Annotated in this window: 15 protein-coding genes; 5 read left to right on the top strand and 10 right to left on the bottom strand. The window is 64.6% G+C overall.

Translation table 11 applies throughout. From position 1 onward, the window contains the following. The 8 genes from I6F16_RS06035 to I6F16_RS06000 form a co-directional block, all read right to left on the bottom strand. On the bottom strand, nt 1-1,650 hold the full coding sequence (locus I6F16_RS06035) for an alpha/beta-hydrolase family protein (RefSeq protein ID WP_225173515.1): 1,650 nt from the start codon (nt 1,648-1,650) through the stop codon (nt 1-3). 83 nt (nt 1,651-1,733) lie between these two features. Beyond that, nucleotides 1,734-4,226 (bottom strand): GAF domain-containing protein, encoded by a 2,493-nt coding sequence (locus tag I6F16_RS06030; RefSeq protein ID WP_225111735.1) that lies wholly within the window; start codon nt 4,224-4,226, stop codon nt 1,734-1,736. Between the two features lie 104 nt (nt 4,227-4,330). Next, nucleotides 4,331-6,019 carry a thiamine pyrophosphate-requiring protein gene (locus tag I6F16_RS06025; RefSeq protein WP_225111881.1) on the bottom strand — a complete coding sequence of 563 codons (1,689 nt, stop codon included), beginning with the start codon at nt 6,017-6,019 and terminating at the stop codon, nt 4,331-4,333. 52 nt (nt 6,020-6,071) lie between these two features. Next, on the bottom strand, nt 6,072-8,900 hold the full coding sequence (locus tag I6F16_RS06020; RefSeq protein ID WP_225173499.1) for a winged helix-turn-helix domain-containing protein: 2,829 nt from the start codon (nt 8,898-8,900) through the stop codon (nt 6,072-6,074). 222 nt (nt 8,901-9,122) lie between these two features. Then, a complete protein-coding gene (locus I6F16_RS06015) occupies nt 9,123-9,542 on the bottom strand; it encodes a putative quinol monooxygenase (protein WP_036023255.1) in 420 nt (139 codons plus the stop codon). 74 nt (nt 9,543-9,616) lie between these two features. After that, complete coding sequence (locus tag I6F16_RS06010) at nt 9,617-10,450, bottom strand: VOC family protein (RefSeq protein WP_225173498.1); 834 nt, start codon at nt 10,448-10,450, stop codon at nt 9,617-9,619. 30 nt (nt 10,451-10,480) lie between these two features. Beyond that, nucleotides 10,481-11,494 carry an aldo/keto reductase gene (locus I6F16_RS06005; protein WP_225173497.1) on the bottom strand — a complete coding sequence of 338 codons (1,014 nt, stop codon included), beginning with the start codon at nt 11,492-11,494 and terminating at the stop codon, nt 10,481-10,483. Nucleotides 11,495-11,545: 51 nt separating this feature from the next. Beyond that, complete coding sequence (locus tag I6F16_RS06000; RefSeq protein ID WP_225173496.1) at nt 11,546-12,301, bottom strand: alpha/beta hydrolase; 756 nt, start codon at nt 12,299-12,301, stop codon at nt 11,546-11,548. Between the two features lie 328 nt (nt 12,302-12,629). Here I6F16_RS06000 and I6F16_RS05995 point away from each other — a divergent pair, with 328 nt between their 5' ends. From I6F16_RS05995 to I6F16_RS05975, 5 genes are read left to right on the top strand one after another with little or no spacing between them, the layout of a single operon-like run. Further along, nucleotides 12,630-13,628, top strand: coding sequence for an AraC family transcriptional regulator (locus I6F16_RS05995; RefSeq protein ID WP_225173495.1), 999 nt, complete (start codon nt 12,630-12,632; stop codon nt 13,626-13,628). Between the two features lie 18 nt (nt 13,629-13,646). Further along, nucleotides 13,647-14,111, top strand: coding sequence for a (2Fe-2S)-binding protein (locus I6F16_RS05990; RefSeq protein ID WP_036023261.1), 465 nt, complete (start codon nt 13,647-13,649; stop codon nt 14,109-14,111). Nucleotide 14,112: 1 nt separating this feature from the next. Continuing rightward, on the top strand, nt 14,113-16,368 hold the full coding sequence (locus I6F16_RS05985; protein WP_036005819.1) for a molybdopterin cofactor-binding domain-containing protein: 2,256 nt from the start codon (nt 14,113-14,115) through the stop codon (nt 16,366-16,368). Nucleotides 16,369-16,376: 8 nt separating this feature from the next. Further along, a complete protein-coding gene (locus I6F16_RS05980; RefSeq protein WP_036005817.1) occupies nt 16,377-17,009 on the top strand; it encodes a hypothetical protein in 633 nt (210 codons plus the stop codon). Between the two features lie 58 nt (nt 17,010-17,067). Then, nucleotides 17,068-17,757, top strand: coding sequence for a type 1 glutamine amidotransferase domain-containing protein (locus I6F16_RS05975; RefSeq protein ID WP_036005815.1), 690 nt, complete (start codon nt 17,068-17,070; stop codon nt 17,755-17,757). Between the two features lie 281 nt (nt 17,758-18,038). Here I6F16_RS05975 and I6F16_RS05970 read toward each other — a convergent pair whose 3' ends face one another. Together I6F16_RS05970 and I6F16_RS05965 are read right to left on the bottom strand one after the other, a co-directional pair. After that, entirely contained in the window at nt 18,039-18,443 is a 405-nt protein-coding gene (locus tag I6F16_RS05970; RefSeq protein ID WP_225145989.1) for a hypothetical protein, read from the bottom strand. A gap of 147 nt (nt 18,444-18,590) precedes the next feature. Next, nucleotides 18,591-20,186, bottom strand: coding sequence for an MBL fold metallo-hydrolase (locus tag I6F16_RS05965; RefSeq protein ID WP_036005813.1), 1,596 nt, complete (start codon nt 20,184-20,186; stop codon nt 18,591-18,593). Nucleotide 20,187 lies beyond the last annotated feature (1 nt).

The raw sequence follows: 20,187 nt of genomic DNA, 5'->3' as shown, positions 1-20,187 counted from the left end.
CTAGCCGCCTCGATCGGCGTAAGGCTCGTTTGCGACATTGCCCTCGGCGGCCTTTCGCGCCGCCGCTGCAAGATGGGTCTTGAGCTGCGCCAGCGCGTCGGGGGACCAATCATGGACATCGGTGACGGCGACCCAGGCATCGACGTAATGTTCGGGCGCATAGACATGGCCAAAGCCCATCGGCGTATTGGTCGCGACCGCCATGTCGAGGGCGAGCTGCAGCATCGTCACGACTGGATACCATCGCAGCTCCGGTGACACATCCGGCCCGCGCGGCGCCGTCATCCAGTCAGGGGCCCGATAGGCGTCGTGATAGGCGAAGAAGGTGATCGCGTCGCTCGCATATTGCAGATAGACGACGCGCATCGGACCCCAGGGCGCATCTGCCGGCACCGTCGGTCCATTCTGGTTCATGAAGCGCACGAAGCGGCCGTCGCGGAATTCCGGCAGCCAGGCCGGCGTGCCCGGATTGCGGTTTGCCGTGATCGAGCGCCAGATGCGACTTTCGAACGGCGCGCCGCTCAAAAGTGCGCCCGCAATCGGATCGCCGATCATCTCAAACAGCTCTGCGGATTTTTCCGAGTTCATCGCGCCGAGGCTCAGTCCGTGCAGGTACAGCTTCGGCCGCCGGTTCTTCGGCAGCGTCGCCCAGTAGCCGTAGATTTCCGAAAACAGGGCGCGCGCCGCCTCTGCACCGGATTCGGGCTGAAACAGCAGCGTCAGCGGACTGTTGAGATAGGAATACTGCATCGCGACACTGGCGACGTCGCCATGGTGGAGATATTCGACGGTGTCCATCGCGGCAGGGTCGATCCAGCCGGTTCCGGTCGGCGTAACGACGATGAGTGTGTCGCGTTCAAACCCGTGCTGCCGCTTGAGCTCGTCGAGCGCAAGCCGGGCGCGCGCTTGCGCCGTCTCGGCGCCGCCAAGGCCGACATAGACCCGCACGGGCTCCAGCGCGGGCCTTCCTGTAATGGCACTGATCTCCGTTGCGGTCGGCCCCGAGGCAATAAATCTCCGCCCCATGCGTCCAAGCTGCGTCCACTTCACCAGCGAGGCGGCACTTCCCGTTCGTTCGGGCGCGGTCGGCTGCGGCCGCTCGGGCTCGAGCAAGGCGTCGACTTCGCGAAAGGACACATCGAGCGCGTTGAACGCCGTGCGGATCAGGACATTGCTGGCGATTGACCAAAACAACAGGCCCGCGGCGAGCACGCCGATGACGTTCGCGATCCTCCGCGGAATGACGCGCCTCGCACGCGCGGCGATGAGGCGCACGGCAAGCGCGAACAGCCGCGCCAGCACCAGCAGCACGACGAACGTCATCACGGCGATGGCGCAGACCTTGAGCTGATGGGCGGTCTCGACTGGCGCCATCTTCATCATGGTGCGGATCGAGTTCTGCCATCCGGCCGCCCGCCACAGAAAAACAACGACGACGAGCAGGCAGGCGGCCGCCACCAGCGCGTTTGCGGTCGATCTCAGGCGCGCCGGCGGCTCGGGCAATTCCAGATAGTGCCACAGCCAGCGCCAGACGTTGCCGGCGAGATAGCCGATCCCGAAGCAGGCGCCGGCGATGGCGCCCTGCGTGAGATAGCTCCGCGGGATCAGCGTCGGCGTCAGCGCGGCTGCGAAGAACAGGGCACCGAGCATGAGGCCGACGCCGGAGAACGACAGCAATTGCCGCCGAATGAGCCACGCCAGTTTGCCGAAAGCACCCACCGCGCGATTCAACCTCAGCTATTGCCTGACAGACCACTCTTGCGCGGCAGCACGATCGTGAATTCAGTAAACTTGCCCGGCTCGGTCGCGACGTCGATCGTGCCGCCGTGCTGCTTCACGACGATGTCGTGGGTCATCGACAGCCCGAGGCCGGTGCCTTCGCCGGCTGGCTTGGTGGTGAAGAACGGATTGAACATTTTCTCCTTCACATCGTCGGCAATGCCGGTGCCGTTGTCGCGGATCGTGATCTCGACGTCATCGCCGCGATCGCGCGTCGCGGCGGTCACAATCGGCTCGTAACCGGCGGCACCGTCGGCCTTGCGCCTGATGACCGCGTGGAAGCCGTTCGAGATCAGGTTCAGGAGCACGCGGGTGATTTCCTGCGGAAACACTTCGGCCTGTCCGGCCGCTGGATCGAGCGCGCGCTTCAGCGTCACGTGGAATCCGGGCTTCTCGGCGCGTGCGCCGTGATAGGCGAGATTCAGGCTCTCCTCGACCAATGCATTGATGTCGCTCAGCCCATGCTCGCCGCCGCCTTCGCGCGAATGCAGCAGCATGTTCTTGACGATGGAATCGGCGCGGCGGCCGTGCTGCACGATCTTGCCGAGGTTGTCCTGCAGAAGCCCCGTCAGCTCGTCGACCTCGCTGCGGACATTCTCGGGGAGCGGGACCGGCGCGAGCACCTCGTTCAGCTCCTCGGTCAGCTCGGCAGACAGCGAGGCGAAGTTGTTGACGAAGTTGAGCGGGTTCTTGATCTCGTGCGCGATGCCGGCCGTGAGCTGGCCCAGTGACGCCAGCTTCTCGGTCTGGATCAGGCGGTCCTGCGCGGCGCGGAGATCATCGAGCGATTTGGCGAGCTCGCTGGTGCGGTCCTGAACCTCGTTGAACAGGCGCGTGTTCTCGACCGCGATCACGGCCTGGTCGGCAAAGGTCTTGAGCAGGTTGATGGCTTTGTCCGGAAAATAACCGGGCTCCCGCCGCGTGACGGCGATGGTGCCGATCGCAAGGCCATCGCGCAGCATCGGCACCACGAGGATGCTGCGATAACCGCGTGTTCGCGCCAGCTCCTTCATGGCCTCGGTAAGATCAGGCTCGTTCTGCATGTCGCTGCGGAAGGCATACTCGCCGCTGCTCGCCACCCGACTGTGAATGCCCGATGAGGACAGCGGCGTCGGAAATGAGTTCAGCAGATCCGCATTGCCGGCCTCATTGTCGGTCGTGAAGGCGGCCAGATGCAGCATGCCGTCGACGACGCGGGTGACAGTGGAGGAGTGCGCTCCGATCAGCGCCTTGGCGCTGTCGGAAATGGCCTGGAACACCGGCGTGACATCGGACGGTGAAGCCGCGATCACCTTGAGAATGTCGGCAGTCGCAGTCTGACGTTCCAGTGCTTCCTTGGTCGCGTTGAACAGGCTGACATTCTTGATCGCGATCACGGCCTGGTCGGCGAAGGTCTGCAGCAGGCGCACGTGATGCTCGGCGAAGTTGCCAGTCGCGCGTCGCGTCGCGATGATGATGCCGATGGCTTCGCCTTCGCTCATCAGAGGCGCGAACAGCATGCTGCGATAGCCGCGGGCCCGCGCGATGTCGCGCGCGGCCGGCTCGACCTCGGTGTCGGGCAATTGCGCCGCGGTACCATTGGCCACGAGCTGATAGGGCGGGAATTGTGCGAACGGCACCGGGAACGAGGCCTGGAGCACGCGGTCGCCCGCGGGATCCGTCGGGGTGAATGCCGCAAGGTGCACGGCGCCGTCGACATAACGCAGCACCGCGGTGGAGAAGCCGCCGATCAGCCGGTTGGCGTTGGTGGCGATGGCCTCGAATACCGGCTGCACGTCGGACGGGGAGGCCGCCATCACCTTCAGGATATCGGCCGTCGCGGTCTGGCGTTCCAGCGCCTCCTTCGTCTCGTTGAACAGGCGCGCGTTCTCAATCGCGATCACGGCCTGGTCGGCGAAGGTCTGCAGCAGCTGGACGAGGTCGGGCGCGAATGATCCTGGCTCGGCGCGGGTGACGCTGATCATGCCGACCGGCGCGCCCCGGTTCATCAGCGGCATGAATAGCACACTGCGGAAGCCGCGCAGCCGCGCCAGCTCCCGGTTCAGTTCAGGGACGTCGGCCGCCTCGCTGTCGGGAAACTGGATCGTCTGGCCCTCCCGCACGAGGCCAAAAGTCGGGAAGTCCGCGATCTTGCGCGGGAACGACGCCTTGAGCCCCGCGTCCGCCTCCGGATTGGTCGGCGTGAACGCCACGAGGTGAAGCTCGTCGCCGATGAACTGAAGCACGGTGGCGGAGAAGCCGCCAAGCAGGCGCTTTGCGCTGGCAGCGACCGCCGTAAAGACCGGCCGCGCATCGGACGGCGAGGCCGCGATGGTACGCAGGATCTCGGCGCTGGCGCTCTGGCGATCCCGAGCCGTCGCAAGCTCGGCCCGCAGCTGCGCAATTTCGGCGGTGGCCGACCGCAATCGGCGCTCGAGTTCCTCGATTTCCTGCAAAACGGTCGTCATTCCCGGTCCAGCTTGATGCCGCGGCGTGCGTGGCACCGGGCCGGATTATCACAACTTCTGCGGCCGGAGCCAGCGGCTCGCAGCCGTGCCCGCACCGGCTCCGCTCACGTGCCGGGCCGCGACACCTCGGTCTCCTTGGCTGTGATGAACTCCAGCAGTACCGGCACGCCTTCCCTCGTCTTCGCGATGCCGCGCTTGATCGCGGGCACGATGTCCTCCGGCCGCGTCACCCGCTCTCCGTAGCCGCCGAAGGCGCGGGCCATCGCAGCGTAGTCGCCGGAAATGTCGGTCGAGCGATATTTTTCGGTCGAGATCGGCATCACCTTCAGCTCGATCGCCATCGAGAAATTGTTGAGCAGGATCGACATGATCGGGATGCGCTCGCGCACCGCGGTCTCGAAATCCATGCCGGTGAAGCCGATCGCAGCATCGCCCCAGACGTTGATGCAGAGCTTGTCGGGCTTTGCCAGCTTGGCGCCCATCGCAAGACCGAGGCCGTAACCAAGCTGCGTGGTTTTGCCCCAGCCGAGATAGGTGAGGGGCTCGACCGATCGCCAGAACGGCGAGAGCTGGTCGCGCGGGCTGCCGGCATCGTGGGTGATGATCGTATTCTCGATGTCCACGGTGTGCTGGAGATCCCACAGCACGCGGTAGGGGCTGAGCGGCGCGTCATTGCTGGTCAGCTTCGGCATCCATTTCGCCAGCCATTCCTTGTGCGAGGCTGCGATCTCGGCCGCGACGGCGGATGCATCGCGATCCGCGGTGACGGTCTTGCTGATCTCCTCCAGCAGCGCGTCGAGCACGAGGCCGGCATCCCCGACCAGGCCGATCTTCGCTTCGACGTCCTTGTTGAGATGATTGGGATCGAGCGTCGAATGAATGATGGTCTTCCCTTTCGGCATCGCGATGCCGAAATTGGTCTCGGTGAAGGAGCAGCCGATGCCGAAAATGACGTCGGCCTCGGCCAGAAACTTCGGCACCGCGCGCGGCACTGCAAGGCCGCCGGAGCCGAGCGACAGCGGATGCGTCTCCGGAAACGATGATTTGCCGCCCAAGCTGGTGGTGACGGGGATCGCCAATCGCTCGGCGAGCCGTTTCAGCTGCGGCCAGGCCTGCGCGTAATGCACGCCCTGGCCGGCATAGATCACCGGCCGTTTTGCGTTCACCAGCAGACTGGCGGCTTCCGTGACGTGAACGGGGTCGGCGCCGTAGCGGGTGCGCAACACCGGCGTGTAGTTCAGCGGCTCCGCCACTTCCTCGTTCCACATGTCCGAGGGGATCTCGACGATGACGGGCCCGCCGCGGCCGTTCTTCAGCTTGGTGAAGGCGCGGCGGAAGATGTTGACGACTTCGCTCGCGAGGATGATCGGCTCGGACGATTTCGCGAACGGCTTCATCGCCTCGCTGGAATTGAAGTTCGGCTCGATATGCGCCAGCCGGCGCTGATAGCCCATCGGCAGCACCAGCACGGGAACGGATTCGCCGAAGCACTGCGCCACGCCGCCCATCGCATTCTCCGCGCCCGGCCCGTGCTGCATGCAGAAGGCACCGATGTGGTGTCCCGACGTCACCCGCGAGATCGCATCCGCCATGTGGATGCCGACGCGCTCCTGCCGCACCATCACCGGGCGGATCTCGGCCTTGGCCGCGTGTTCGATGAGATGGTTGACCGGATAGCCGCAGAGGATCTCGATCCCCTCGCGCCTCATGATTTCCGCAATGGCGGTGCCGAGCTTCATGGCGTCTCTCTCCCTGGCAAGGCCGGTTGATCCGGCTTGTTGGCAAGAGAGGATCAGGAATTTCCGGAAGCGTAAAGCGCGTGCGGCAGGCGCGGCGGTAGGCCAGCTATGCGTCGCGAGCGTGCACCGGCTCCATCCCGTGATGGTCGCTGCAGCCGCTCGCGGTCGGCTGCAGCAGGCGCTGGGCCGCAAGCAGATCCGGTGTCCCGAACCCCTCGGTGAACTCGTGATAGATCGGCGAGAGCAGCCGGACAGCCTTGGATCTGCGGTCGGTGGCGATCCAATGTGCCGCGAGATCGGTCGCGATCCGCAATTGGAACGTCAGCGCGCCTATCCTGCGCGCTTCCGCGAGCGCTTGCTGAAACCGCTTTTCCGCGCGCAGCGGCTCGCCGGTGTGGAGAAGGATCGCGGCGTCAACTCTCTGGAGCTCCGGACGGCACCAGCGCTCGCCGTGGCGTTCCTGATGCTCGATCGCCCGCGTGATGGCTTCTTGCGCCTCCGCGATCCGCCCTTGCCTCAGATAGGCGCGGGCGAGGACCGCGAGATAGCTGCCGATCCGCATCAAGAACCGGCATTCTGTCAGTTCGTCGATCGCGGCTCGAATATCCTCCACCGCGCGTGGATCGCCCCGCAGGTCGCGAAGGCATGCGGAGAAATAGCGCTCGACCGGAACCCAGCGTGAGATGCGCTCGCGTTCAAGGTTGCGACGCAATCGCTCAGTGTAGCTCGCGAGCGCGTCAAGATTGCCGGTTTCGAGCGCAACGGGAAGGGCGGCGAGCCCAAATGCGTTCGACTGTGACACCCAATGGCCGCTGCGGTCCGCGGCATCGATGGCGTCCTTGGCGAGCCTCGCCGCATAGTCCGCTTGCCCTTGCATCCACGCGACGAAGGGCAGATTGAAGCGGACGGTGATGAACCGATAGACTTCGTTCGCATCCTTGCGCGAACGCCCTTCGGCCAGCGAGTAGGTCGCTGCAAGACGGTCGAGAACAGGGCGGCTCCTGCTCAATTCGCCGGCAAAAGCGCGAGCCCAGGCCAGCGCGCGATCGGCTTCGGACGTCGCCGTCAGATCGCGATCGCGGTCGGCGAGCTCAGTGGCCTCTTCAAGATAAGATATGGCGCGCTGGACCTGGCCGATCTGCAGCAGGTAGAAGCCGAACCCGACCAGCGCCCGCTGCTGATATTCGATGTTGCCGGCCCGCTTTGCAAAGAGGATGGCATCGAGCCAGGCAATCTCGTTCTCATTCGACATCTTGCGGGCGTAGAAGAGGCTCCACCCAAGGGCGCAGGCGAGTTTTGTCTTCGACAGATCGTCGCACGGGACGGTCTTGGCCAATGCGAGCGCGTCCGCATACCGCGCCTGCGCTTCCGACAGGATCGACGTCTCCGACCACAAGGTGATCGCCGCAACCGTGAGCCTGATCCCGAGTACGGCATCGCCGTGCTCGCCGAACGCCCATGAAAGAGCGGCGCGCAAGTCGGCGATGCGGCCAAGGTAACGCTGGGTCCAATCGGCCGGCTCGCGCCAGTTCCACTCCTCCTCGGACTGCTCGAACAGCGTGAGGACACGTTGCGCATGACGGCGCAGCGCCTGGTCGCAGGCAGGATCGGCCCGGCGCCGCTCGCTCGCATAGCGGCGTGTGCTGTCGAGCAGGCGATAGCGCAGGCTCGCGCCATGTGCCTGCGCGCTCAGGAGCGATTTGGCAACGAGACTGCCGAGGCCGGTGACGACGTCGACCGGCGTGAGCCCTGCCGCTTCGGCGACGAAGACCGCGTCCTCGACCTCGAATGCGTCGCTGAACACCGAGAGCAGGCCGAACAGTCTGGCTTCCCGCTGCGACAGCAGTCTGAAGCTCCAGTCGATCGTCGCCATCAGCGTTTCATGACGCGGCGGCGCGCCATCGGCGGCGGGGGCACGAAAACCCAAATTCTGGTCGAGCAACTCCACCAATTGGTGAGGATTGAACCTGCCGATCTGGGCTGCCGCCAATTCGATGGCCAGCGGGAGGCCGTCGAGCGAGTGGCAGATTGCGGCAACGGCCTCGCAATCATCATCGACGAATTGGTAGTCCGCCCATTCGGCGGCGCGGCTGACGAACAATTGCACTGCCGGAAACCTGACGGCTTGATCTGGGGTCAGGGCGTGGCCGGGTTTGGGTGAGACCAGGGAGCCGAGCCGGACGACGTGCTCGGTGGCGGTGCCGAGCGGTTCGCGGCTCGTCGCAAGCAGCTTGGACGGCGATGCCTCCGCCATGAACCTGCCGGCGAAGATCGTTGCGGCTGGCAGGACGTGCTCGCAATTGTCCAGAATGACCAGCATCTGCCGCGGTTTCAGATAGTCGATGGCCGCAGCCAGGCTGTTGTCCGGATTGCCCCTGATGCCCAATGCCGTCACCAGTGCGGCGCCGAACAGCGTCGGGTCGGAGATCGTTGCGAGATCGACGAAGCACACGCCGTCGCGGCACTGTGGCGCAAACGCCTGGGCTACAGCCAAGGCAACCGTCGTCTTGCCGATTCCTCCGGCGCCCGCCAGGGTCACGTGCCTGTTGCCGGTCAACAGACCGGTAATTTCGTCGATTTCCGCTTCACGACCAACGATGCCGCGCAGCAATGGCGGACTAGACGAGGGAAGCGGTTCGGCGAGCGCAAGATCGTCCTCGACCTCGCCGATGCTGATCTGCACCTCGGCGATGAACTTGTATCCGCGTCGCGCCACGGTCGCGATGTAGACGGGCTCGATCTGGGTATCTCCCAGCGAACGCCGCAAGCTCCACATGTTGACCTTGAGATTGCTGTCGTGGAGGAAGGTGCCGGGCCAGGCGGCCGCCATCAGGTCGTTCTTGCTGACCAGCTCGCCGCAGCGCTGCACCAGCAGCTGCAAAAGCTCGAATGCGCGTCCGCCCAGCTTGACGGGGCGCCCTTTGAGAAGGAGCAACTGGCGGCTGGGTATCAGTCGAAAGGAGCCGAAGCTGTAGGTTAGCTCCCGGCGGCCTGTGCCCCGTTGTCGTGTCTCCGTGGCAGCCCGCATTGATCATTGCCAATCGATCGAATAGATCGACTGGTATTATCATGCACTGCAATATTTTTGAAGGGAACCCTTCCGGGTCGTACGATTTGCCGCAGGACAATTGACACACGCGCGCGCCGGACGGCTCGGCTATTTTTTGGGCTTGCCAAGAACGGCCATGCGCATGACTTCGACGCCGCCGTCGGCAAGTTCCGGAAGCTTGGCGAACCAATCCTTCACATAAGGCATCGCGTTGTGTGCGTCGAAATCGGCCTGGCTGGCGAACACTTCGTAGAAGATGAAGTGGCCCGGCTTGGCGCGGTCTTCCTGAAGGAAATAGATCAGGTTCTTGGGATCGCCGCGGACCAAGTCGATCAGCGGCAAGGTGGCGGCACGCAGCATGTCTTCCTTTCCAGGCTTGGCGCGCACCTGGGCCACCACGGAATATGCCCCCTCCGGGATCTCCCCATAGTGCATGCGCGGCGCCTCCTGAGCCATGGCCGGAAGCGTCGCCGGCGCCACGGAGGCGATCAGCAGGGCGGCAAGCGAGTTGCGGACGAGAGTTTGCATGGTGAAGTCCTCGACATGTGATTGGATCGCAGAGTGACCAGCCAGGACACCTGACAGCCGCCCCGCACGAGAATCTAGCGCAGGATCTTCTGTTGCCGTTTTGCCAAGGCCTCGCTGAAGCGCTTCTTGACCGGACCGAGCGCCTTGACGAATTCGAGCTGCTCGCCTTCGGGTCCTTTGCAATAGATCAACTCCCAGCCGTTCGAGGGTTCGGCGGTCACCCGGTTCGTGTTGGTGCTGCGGGGCGCGGCCTTGCGATCCGCTTCCGTCATGACGCGGATGGTGCGGTTCGCCCTCACCTGCGTCATGCCGCGGCGCGTCGATTCCGCTTCGAGATCCGCAATGAACTTGTTGAAGTCGACATCGTCGCGAACATAGAAACAGATGTGCATCATGCGCGGAAAGGCCGGGCTCATGTGCTCCAGCGGTTCGGCGAAACTCTTGGCGCTGCCCATGGGCTGATCAGCCTCGCGATATTGCAGCAGCTCCAGCACCATGTTGTCGAACTGGATGAACCGGACATCGAGCCGCTGTGCCCCGCTTCGCAAGTCGGGCACGCCAATTGTTCGCGGATTGATCCCGCGTGCGTTCGCCTCGATCTCCTGGTCGGCCAGCAGCGTATTCTGCACCCCGTCCCCCTGGAAGTCGCCGTGCCGGAACACCTCGGTGCCGCCAAGCACCTCCGTGTAGAACTGGTACGCCCGCTCCATGTTCTGGACCGTCAGCCCGAAATGCTGGACGCCCTGGAGCCGCGCCCCGAGCGGCGCCTCGTCGCGCTCGCCATCCTGTGTCGCGGCCCGCGCGTCGATGGCCGTGCCGGCGACGAGGCCCGTGACGACGGCGGCGCCGGCGGTCTGAAGCAGGGCGCGGCGGTCCATGCCGGTGGGGTTGTTGGTTTCATCTGTCATGTTGCTCTCCTTGGTCATTGGGTGGATTGGTCAATCGGCGGCGGGAAGCGGAGCTGCGGGGCTGACCAGCCCATCGGAGCGGAGCTCGCGCCAGAAGTCCGCCGGGATGCCCTGATCGAGCGCAGCGCGATCCTCGGCGATGCGCCCCGGGCGGCTCGCACCGGGAATGACGGCGGCAACCACGGGATTGGCAAGCGCGAACTGCAGGCCGGCCGCTTTCATGCTGATCCGATAGCGGTCGGCGATCGCCTTGATCCGCGCCACCTTCTTGAGGATTTCGAGCGGCGCCGGCGCATATTCGAAGTTCGGGCCGCCGACGAGCGCGCCGGAACTGTAGGGGCCGCCGACGACAATCGCGAGCTCGTGCTCGGCGACCACCGGCATCACCCGCTGCAGCGCCCTTGCGTGGTCGAGCAGCGTGTATCGGCCCGCGAGCAGGAAGCCGTCGGGGCGCGGCTCTTCGAGCGCGAGCAGCAGCTCGATCGGCTCGACCCGGTTGACACCGAGTCCCCACCCCTTAATCACGCCCTCGTCCCGCAGCTGGTCGAGGGCCTTGAACGCGCCCTTGCGGGCGCTTTCGAACACCGAGAGCCACTCGTCGCCGTAGAAGTCCTGCGCTACGTCGTGCACGAAGACGACGTCGATGTGGGAGGTGGCGAGCCGCTTCAGGCTGTCCTCGGTCGAGCGCAACGTTCCGTCCCGGGAATAGTCGTTCACGATCCGATTCGGGCGTCCGTGTCTGAAGACGCCGCCCTTCTCGCCGAGGTCGCGGGCACCAACATCCTCGATCTCGTCCAGGATCAAGCGGCCGACCTTGGTGCTGAGCACGTAGTCGCTCCGCTTGCGGCCGGCGAGCGCGGCGCCGATGCGGATCTCGGCAAGCCCTGCGCCGTAGAACGGCGCGGTGTCGAAATAGCGGATGCCGTCCTCCCAGGCTGCGTTCACTGTCGCGAGCGCTTCCTGCTCCGGGATGTCGCGGAACATGTTTCCGAGCGGCGCTGCGCCGAACCCCAGTTTTCCCGGCAGAATATCCTTGAGCGCCATGGTGCGAATCCTTGTCTGCGACGGGCAAGTCCGTGGGGGGCGCGGCCGATCTCACTGCGTCGCTGACGTGTCTGCGCTTCTGATGAACTCCGCGACCTCGCGCGGATGCGACAGCATGACCGCGTGGCTGCTCTTCATCTCCGTCACCTTCGCGCCCGAACGCTTGGCCATGGTGCGCTGTGCGGTCGGCGGGATCATGTGATCCTCGCTCGTCACCATGTAATAGGTCGGCTTGGTCTTCCAGGCCACGCGATCGACCTTGGTCTGCACCGCCTGCAATCCCCAGGGCAGCTGCGCGGCGCCCATGAAGCGGGTCGTGGCCGGGTCGACATCGGCCGCGAAAGAGGTGGGGAATTTTGCGCGGTCGACGAGCAGATAATTGCCCTCGGTGACCAGCGGAGCTTTGTGCTCGCCGGCGGGCACCGGGGCTTCCGCCAGCGTGCTGACGGACTCTCCGGCGTCAGGAGCAAAGGCAGCGAGATAGACCAGGCTGCGAACCTTGGGATTGTCGCCGGCTTCCGTGATGACCATCCCACCATAGGAATGCCCGACCAGAATGACGGGATGCCGCGCCTTGGCGATCACGCGCTCGGTCTCGGCGACATCGTCGCGAAGCGTGATCGTCGGCTGCTGAACGACGAGCACCTCATAGCCCGCCTCCGAGAGGATGCCGTAGGTGTCCTTCCAGCCCGAGCCATCGACGAAGGCGCCGTGCACGAGAACAATCGAAACATTTTGGTCGGCGGCGGCCGCGGGGACGGCGGTTGCGATCGACAATGCGGCAAGCGCGGAGGTAAGCGGCTTCATAGCAGGCTCCTATCCTCGATACGGCGACATTGCCGTTGATGCGCCTTTCACTAGCGCAGGCCCGCATTGCGATATTTCCGATTCCTGCGCGATGACGCACGCATCTTGCTGAGGTGCGGCGAGATCGGTTTTCGAAGTCGAACGCGCCTGGCTCCAAGCCGTTGCGTTGCTTGGCTTTTACCTCTTTTAACCGCGCCGCCACTGGACTCCGCTGACGCAGCTTGTGAGTAATGCGCTACCGGCGTGGCAGTGACCGGGGCTGCAACTCTCCACTGGATGGAATGCTCGATACGGGGCCGGGAATCGCCGCAACAAAGCGGAGGTCGGGATGGCGCTCGTGACGCATGGTGATGAGAAATACAAGAACAGCGAGAAGCTCGCGGAGGTCAATGATTGGCCGGGGCTTAGCATCGAGCATCGCAAGTTCGAGGCGGGCCGTCAGGCAACGCCCGTTCCCATCTGCACCGAGATCGTCATGCTGTTGTCGGGCGGAGGGATGGTGTCCCGCGCCGGCAACGGCGAAATCCAGAAAAGCCTCGCGCGTCCGGGCATGAGTTATCTCGTGCCTGTGGGCACGCAGGAGAGCCACCTCGAGCTTTCCGACCGGATGGAATGTCTTCATCTCTATCTGCCGCCCGCGCTGCTCGACCACAGTGCACTTGCGGATTTCGACATCGATCCGGCCAAAATCGAGATCGCCTATGCGCACGGTCTGGCGGACCAGGTGCTCTTCCACATCTGTTCGCCGCTTCGCGATCTGCTCCATCGCCCGCGCCAGCCGACCGACGCGCTGTTCGTGGAGGGGATCCAGGTCGCGCTTGCTGCGCATCTTTTGGGCAATTACACGATCGACCGCTGGCGCGCGCCCGACAAGTCGCCGGCGCTCGACGCGCGACGCCTGCAGCGCGTGCTGGACTATATCGAGGCGTCTCTCGGCAGCGATATCAGGTTGGAGGATCTGGCGACCCAGGCCTGCCTCAGCCCCTATCATTTTTCCCGGCTGTTTCGCGAGGCGACCGGACTTTCACCGCACCGTTATGTCACCGATCGCCGCGTCCACGCCGCGCGAGAGGAGCTCGCGCGCGACCACCTGTCGCTGGTCGAGATTGCCCTGGAGTTCGGTTTCGGCTCGCAGGCCAATTTCACGCGCGTATTCCGCAAGGCCGCAAATCTCACCCCGGGGCAGTATCGCGAATTGTGCTGTGGCCAGGCCGAGGTGAAAGCCGATTGGCTCGAAAGCCATTCCGCAGGGATTGCGCATGATCCAGCAGGATTCGGAAATACGGCGCAATGGGCGTCGAGCATTGCTGTTGCAGCGACCAGGTAGGCGAGAGGACATATCGGCATGATCGAGCTCAAGGTGAACGGGATCAAGCGCCAGGTCGACGTCGTGCCCGAGATGCCCCTGTTGTGGGTGCTGCGTGACGAACTGGGCATCACCAGCGCCAAATACGGCTGCGGGGTCGCGCAATGCGGGGCCTGCACCGTTCACATCGACGGCAAGGCGGTGCGGTCCTGCCAGGCCCATATCGGCGAGGTCGCGGGCAAATCGGTCGTCACGCTCGAAGGCCTGCACAACAAGGACCAAAATCCGGTCTTGCAGGCCTGGATCGCGCATCAGGTGCCGCAATGCGGCTACTGCCAGACCGGTCAGATCATGCAGGCCATCTCGCTTCTTGCATCGATCCCAAAACCGACTGACGAGCAGATCAACCAGGTGATGTCCGGCAATCTCTGCCGCTGCGGCACCTATCCGCGCATTCGTGCGGCGATCCATGCGGCCGCCGCAAACAAGATGGCGGAGAAGTGAGATGGGCGACATGCAAACCCTTTCGCGTCGGGCTTTCGTGTTCGGCTCTGCCGCGGTCGCCGGTGGCATCGTTTTCGGTGCCTATGGTCCGGCCGAAGCGGCCGCGCCGAGTGCCGATGGCAATCCGCTGGCCGCCGGCCTCGGCCCGAATTCCGTCACCTTCAATCCATGGGTCGAGATCAGCCCCGACAAGATCACGCTGATCGCGCAACACGCCGACATCGGTCAGGGTGTCGGCTCGGTGCAGCCGATCATGATCGCCGAAGAGATGGACCTCGACCCCGGCCAGTTCGAAGTCCGCTTCGCCGGCCCGAGTCCCGCTTACTTCAACACCGGATTCAAGGAGGAACTGGCGCCGTTCCTGGCCGCGGACCAGAGCCCTGCGGCCGAAGCAGCACGTGCTGCGGCGCTGGAAAGTCTTCGCAAATCCGGCCTGCAGATGACGGGCGGCTCGAGCACGATCCCGGACACCTATGAGAAGCTGCGCGTGGCAGGGGCAGTTGCGCGCGAGACGTTGAAGGCAGCTGCGGCCAAACGTTCGGGCGTCGCAATCGCCGACATCCGCACGCAATCCGGCCACGTGATCCTGCCCGACGGAAGCAAAATTCCGTACGTCTCACTGGCGGCCGAGGCCGCAAGAATTCCGCCGGTGCTCGATGCGCAGCCGCGCGATCCCTCGACCTGGCGCATGCTGGGCAAGCCGATGACGCGCCTCGACGTGCGCGCCAAAGTTATGGGCGAATTGCAATTCGGCATCGATCAGAAGATGGAGGGCATGCTCTACGCCTCAGTCAAGCTGAACCCCGGCAAGGGCCAGCCGCTGAAATCCTACGACGCCAGCAAGGCGCGCGCGATGCCGGGCGTGAAGAAGATCCTCGAGATCAAGAACGGCGTTGCGGTGATCGCCACCAACAGCTGGTACGCCATGAAGGCGGTCGACGCGATCGCTTGCGAGTGGGCGCCGTCGGCCTATCCCGCCGAGCAGGCCGATCACTGGAAGGTGCTGGAATCCTCGTTCAAGCCCGAATTCCTCGGCAAGGAGTGGCGGACGATCGGCGACGTCGAAGCGGGCCTGAAGAGGGGCAAGCTCGTCGAAGCCGAATATCGCGCTCCTTACGTGGCACATCAGCCGCTCGAGCCCTTGAACGGGGTCGGTCTCGTCACCGACAAGGGCCTGGAAATCTGGGTTGGTCATCAGAGCCCGCAGGCGGTGCAAGCGATTGCGGCGAACGCTATCGGCCTCAAGCCGGAGCAGGTCATCTTCCACAATCAATGGACCGGCGGAAGCTTCGGCCATCGTCTCGAGTTCGAGAACGTCCGCGTGCTCGCGGAGATCGCCGACCAGATGCGCGGGACGCCGATCAAGCTCGTCTTCTCGCGCGAGGAGGATTTCCTTCAGGATATTCCGCGGCAGATTGCGATCGCGCGTCACAGGGGAAGCGTCGCCAACGGCAAGATCGTTGCGACCGACCTGCAATTGGCATCGACGGCGCCGTTCAAGGGACTGCTCGAGCGCATGGGTGCACCCTCGAAGGATCCCGATCCTCAATTGGCCGCCGGCACGTGGAACGTCTATTACGACATCCCCAACTTCCGCGCCATCAGCTACGAGGCGCAAGGGCTGTCGCCGTGCACCACGTGGCGCTCCGTGGGAGCGTCCACAGCCGGCTTCTTCACCGAAAGCTTCATTGACGAATTGATCCACGCAGCCGGCCTCGATCCCATGAAGGCGCGCATCGCGATGTGCAATGTGCCGCATTATCGCAAGCTGCTGGAGACGGTCGCGGAGATGTCGACCTGGAAGGGGCCGCTCGGCAACGGCAGGGGCCGCGGCGTCGCCTTCGTCGAGTCGTTCGGGACACCGGTTGCCGAGGTCGTCGAGGTGACGGCGACGGACCGTGGCATCCGGATCGACAAGGTCTGGGTCGCGGTCGACGTCGGCAAGGTGATCGATCCCGTCAATTTCGAGAACCAGGTCCAGGGCGGCGTCGTCTGGGGCCTAGGCCACGCGATCAATTGCGAAATCACCTACTCAAAAGGCGCGGCGCAGCAGACGAATTACAATCACCATGAGGCGATGCGGATCCACCAATGCCCGGTCATCGAAGTTCGCGGGCTCGAGAACGATCCGAAGGTGAGGGGCCTCGGAGAGCCGCCGGTGCCACCCGCCGCGCCTGCGCTTGCCAATGCGATCTTCGCGGCGACCGGAAAGCGCATCCGCGAAATGCCCTTCAACAAGTTCATCGATTTCGTGTGAGACACGCCATGCAGAGATCTCTGATCGCGTTGGTCTTGGCAGCGTCGGCCGTCGCCGCCCTGACCGGGATCGTCGCCGCGAAGGACGAGGCCGCCAAGGACCTGCTGCCGCCCGGTAGCGTCAGCCGCGCCGAGGGGCTGGAGGCGTGGAAGCGGATCGAAGCCGTCGTGACCCATCCACGGTGTGCCAACTGCCATGTCGATGCCAAGGCGATACCGATCTGGACGCCGGCCGGCGAAACCAAGCCTCGCCCGCATGGCATGAACATCCATGGCGGCGAGAGCCGCATCGGAGCGGAAGCGATCCCGTGCTCGACCTGCCACATGACCTCGACCCAGGCGAACGAGCCGGCGCCCTCGCCGCCGCGCGCCGGCATCGATTGGCAGCTCGCCCCGGTGGCTTTCATCTGGTTCGGCAAGAGCGGCGCCGAGATCTGTGCCCAGATGAAAGATCCCAAGCGCAACGGCGGTCGCGACGCCGCTGGTCTCGTCGGGCATTTGCGGCACGATGCCTCGCTGAGCGGCTTCATCCCGCGCGGCTGGGCGCCCGGAGCCGGCCGCTCAACGCCGCCCGGCACCTTCGAGGATCACGTCAAGGACATGGCGAAGTGGGGCGCGGCCGGACAGCCCTGTCCGAATTGAGGCGGTCTCCGCACCGCGGCAAGGCGATCCCAGATAGCATTATCGAAAGGAGAAAACCATGACCCAACACGTCCTCTTCATTGTCACCAACGCAGCCGTGATCGGACCGCATAGTCGCAAGACCGGCTTCTTTTTCGCCGAGGTTGCCCATCCTTTCGAGGTGCTCGACAAGGCTGGGATCGCGGTGGAGTTCGCGTCGCCGGCCGGGGGGTGGACGCCTTACGATGCATATGACGAGAAAGATCCTGCTCAGAAGGATTTCCTCGCCAGCAAAGCCTTTCGCCGCCTGAATCACAGCCGTAAATTATCCGAGGTGGATGCCGCCGACTACGACGCCATCCTGATACCCGGCGGTCTTGGTCCCATGGTGGACATCCAGCGCAATGCGGCGGTCCAAAGTGCCGTTGTGCGAGCCTGGAGCACCGGCAAGCTCGTCGCCGCTGTCTGTCACGGGCCGTGCGCGCTGCTTGGCGTCGACCTCGGCGATGGCGTCCCGTTCGTGCGCGGCAAGAAGCTGACATCCTTTTCGAAGAAGGAAGAGTACGACTATGCGCGCGATGACGTACCTTACGAGCTCGAGGATGCGTTGAGGGCAGAGGGTGCCGAGTACTCGTCCGCGGCCAATTGGCAACCTCACGTCGTCGTCGATGGCCGGCTCATCACGGGCCAGAACCCCGCCTCTGCCGGAGCGCTCGGAAAAGAGTTGCTGGCCGCCCTCAAGGATAGGAGCAGCGGCGCGAAAACCTGAAGATTCGCAAGGACGAATTCGAGCGGGATGGGCGCGGCATCTGAAGCTGTGCTTACATCCCTCTTTGCAGCAGGGCTATCGCATTTGGGAGTTTCCCCGGCGGCCATCCTTCGAGACGCCCGCTATGGGCGGGCTCCTCAGGATGAGGGCGGAGTGCGCGGCAGCCATTTCAACGAGCACTGAGTGCTGACTAGCCTCATCCTGAGGAGGCGCGTCAGCGCCGTCTCGAAGGACGAGGCGTGCGCGCAGGCCGCCGCCACAAGTCATATCCGATTGCTCTGCTATTTGCAGCTCTGGCAGATCATCAGCTTTCGCTTCAACGCCTCATCTTCTTGATCGAGACCATCCGGATTGGACCTGGCGTCCCTTGCTGCGCGTGAACGCACGGCCGGCGTCACGCGGCTCGGCGTGTCGACGTCATCGACGGTGCCGACGCTGAAGCCATCGTAGTCGGCGGCCGGATTCGGTTGAGGCCGGCCAATCACGGAAGGCTCCCTGCTGGACGTCGCTGCTGGAGTTCCGTTCGTCGTTACCCGGGCGGGCTTGGTGGCACCCGGGCGTGGCGGCGCTGCATCGGGCCGAGCAAGCGAAACCGGCGGCGCGGCCGAAGTTTGGCCTCTGGCGCTGTCGTGCGGCCAGGCGACGACAGACATGAGGCCGATCGTCAGGAGCATCACGCGTCTCATCCGCATTCTCTCGGCAGCGCTGGTTGATCGATTGACGGCATGGCTCGTCGAGCCCGTTCCGCCGGAGAATATCAGCACCCAGAGGCCGTCAAAGCGCCGTAACCTGGATGAAGCGAGGCGCAATCCGGATTATTGTTTCCGCCAGCGCTATGCCGTTTCCTGCAGCGCCCGCCGCAGCCTTCGGATGATGACGCCGCGGGCGCGGTCGTCGGCGGCGGCTGCGACGCGATCGTTGATGTCGAGCATCAGCTCGGACATCTCGTTGTGCCAGTCGAGACGCGTCACGGCCTCCGGCGACAGTCGCCGGCGATGATCGGCGTCGAGCACGCGCGGTTCGGGTGCCGCGAGCTCGAAAGTGTCGTCCAGCATCGGCTGGTAGATCCTGGCCGCGGGAATGATGCGCTCGGCGACGCGCTCGGCCAGGCCCGCAACCGCCGCTTCCTCGCCGTGGACCAGGAACAGCCCGCGCGCGATGGGACGACGCGCCGCGATCCAGCTGGCCATGCCGGCTCCGTCGGCATGGCCCGAATATTCGTCGATCATGCGGATGCGGGCAGCGACCTTGATCTCGTCGCCCTGGATGCGGACGGCCTTGGCCCCGTTCTGAAGGAAGCGGCCGAGCGTGCCGTTGGCCTGGAAGCCGGCCAGAAGCACGGTCGCGCGCTCGTTCCACAGCCAGCGCTTCAGATGATGGCGGATCCGGCCCGCATCGCACATGCCGCTCGCGGCGATGATGATGTGAAATCCGGACAGACGCATGATCGCCTTGCTCTCGTCCGCGGTCTCGGTGAATTTCAGATGCGGCGAGTTGAGCAGGCGCGTGGCGTCAACCGACGGATCGAGGCTCTCGGAATGGCGGCGGAACACTTCGGTCGCGCGGATCGCGAGCGGTGAATCAAGGAAAATCGGCGCCGTCGGAATCTCGCGGTGCTCCATCAGGTCGACGAGATCGACGATCAGCTCCTGGGTGCGCTCGACCGCGAAGGCGGGCAGCAGCAGCGCGCCGCCGGCCGCCGCGGCATCGCGCACCTCGGCCGCGAGGTGCTTGCGGCGAAGCGCAGGTGTCGTGGCCTCGCGCACGCGGTCGCCATAGGTCGATTCCGAGATGACGTAGTCGAAATCGCTCGGCGCTTCGGGATCGGGCTGGAGCAGCTTGGCCTCCGGCCCGACGTCGCCGGAGACGAGCACGCGCAGCGGCCGCGCCGCGCCTTGCTCGGCGATTTCCAGCTCGATCGAGGCGGAGCCGAGCAAATGGCCGGCGTTCCAGTAGCGTGCGCGGACGCCGGGGATCACGTCGGTCCAGCGTTCGTAGTCGACGGCGCGGAACGATCGCAGCGATGCGATCGCATCGGCCTGCGTGTAGATCGGCTCGACCTCCTTGCGCCCGCGCGAGGCGTTGCGCCGGTTGAGCTGCTTGACCTCCGATTCCTGGATGTTGCCGGCATCGGGCAGCATGTAGGAGCAGAGGTCGATCGTGCCGCGCGTCGCCAGGATCGGCCCCTCGAAGCCCGCGCGCACGAGCTTCGGCAAGAGACCGCTATGGTCGATGTGAGCGTGCGTGAGCAGCACCGCATCGATGTCGGCGGGGCGAAACGGAAAGGCGCGATAATTGAGCTCCTTCAGCGTCTTCTGGCCCTGGAACAATCCACAATCGACCAGGAAACAGCCGCTTGCGGTCTGGAACAGATAGCTCGAGCCGGTCACGGTGCGGGTGGCACCGCAAAATCGAACGGTGATGCTCATC

The sequence above is a fragment of the Bradyrhizobium sp. IC4060 genome (assembly GCF_020193715.1).
Lineage (GTDB): Bacteria > Pseudomonadota > Alphaproteobacteria > Rhizobiales > Xanthobacteraceae > Bradyrhizobium > Bradyrhizobium yuanmingense.
The sequence above is the reverse complement of the archived record's forward strand: the minus strand, read 5'-3'. Positions and strand labels throughout refer to the sequence as shown.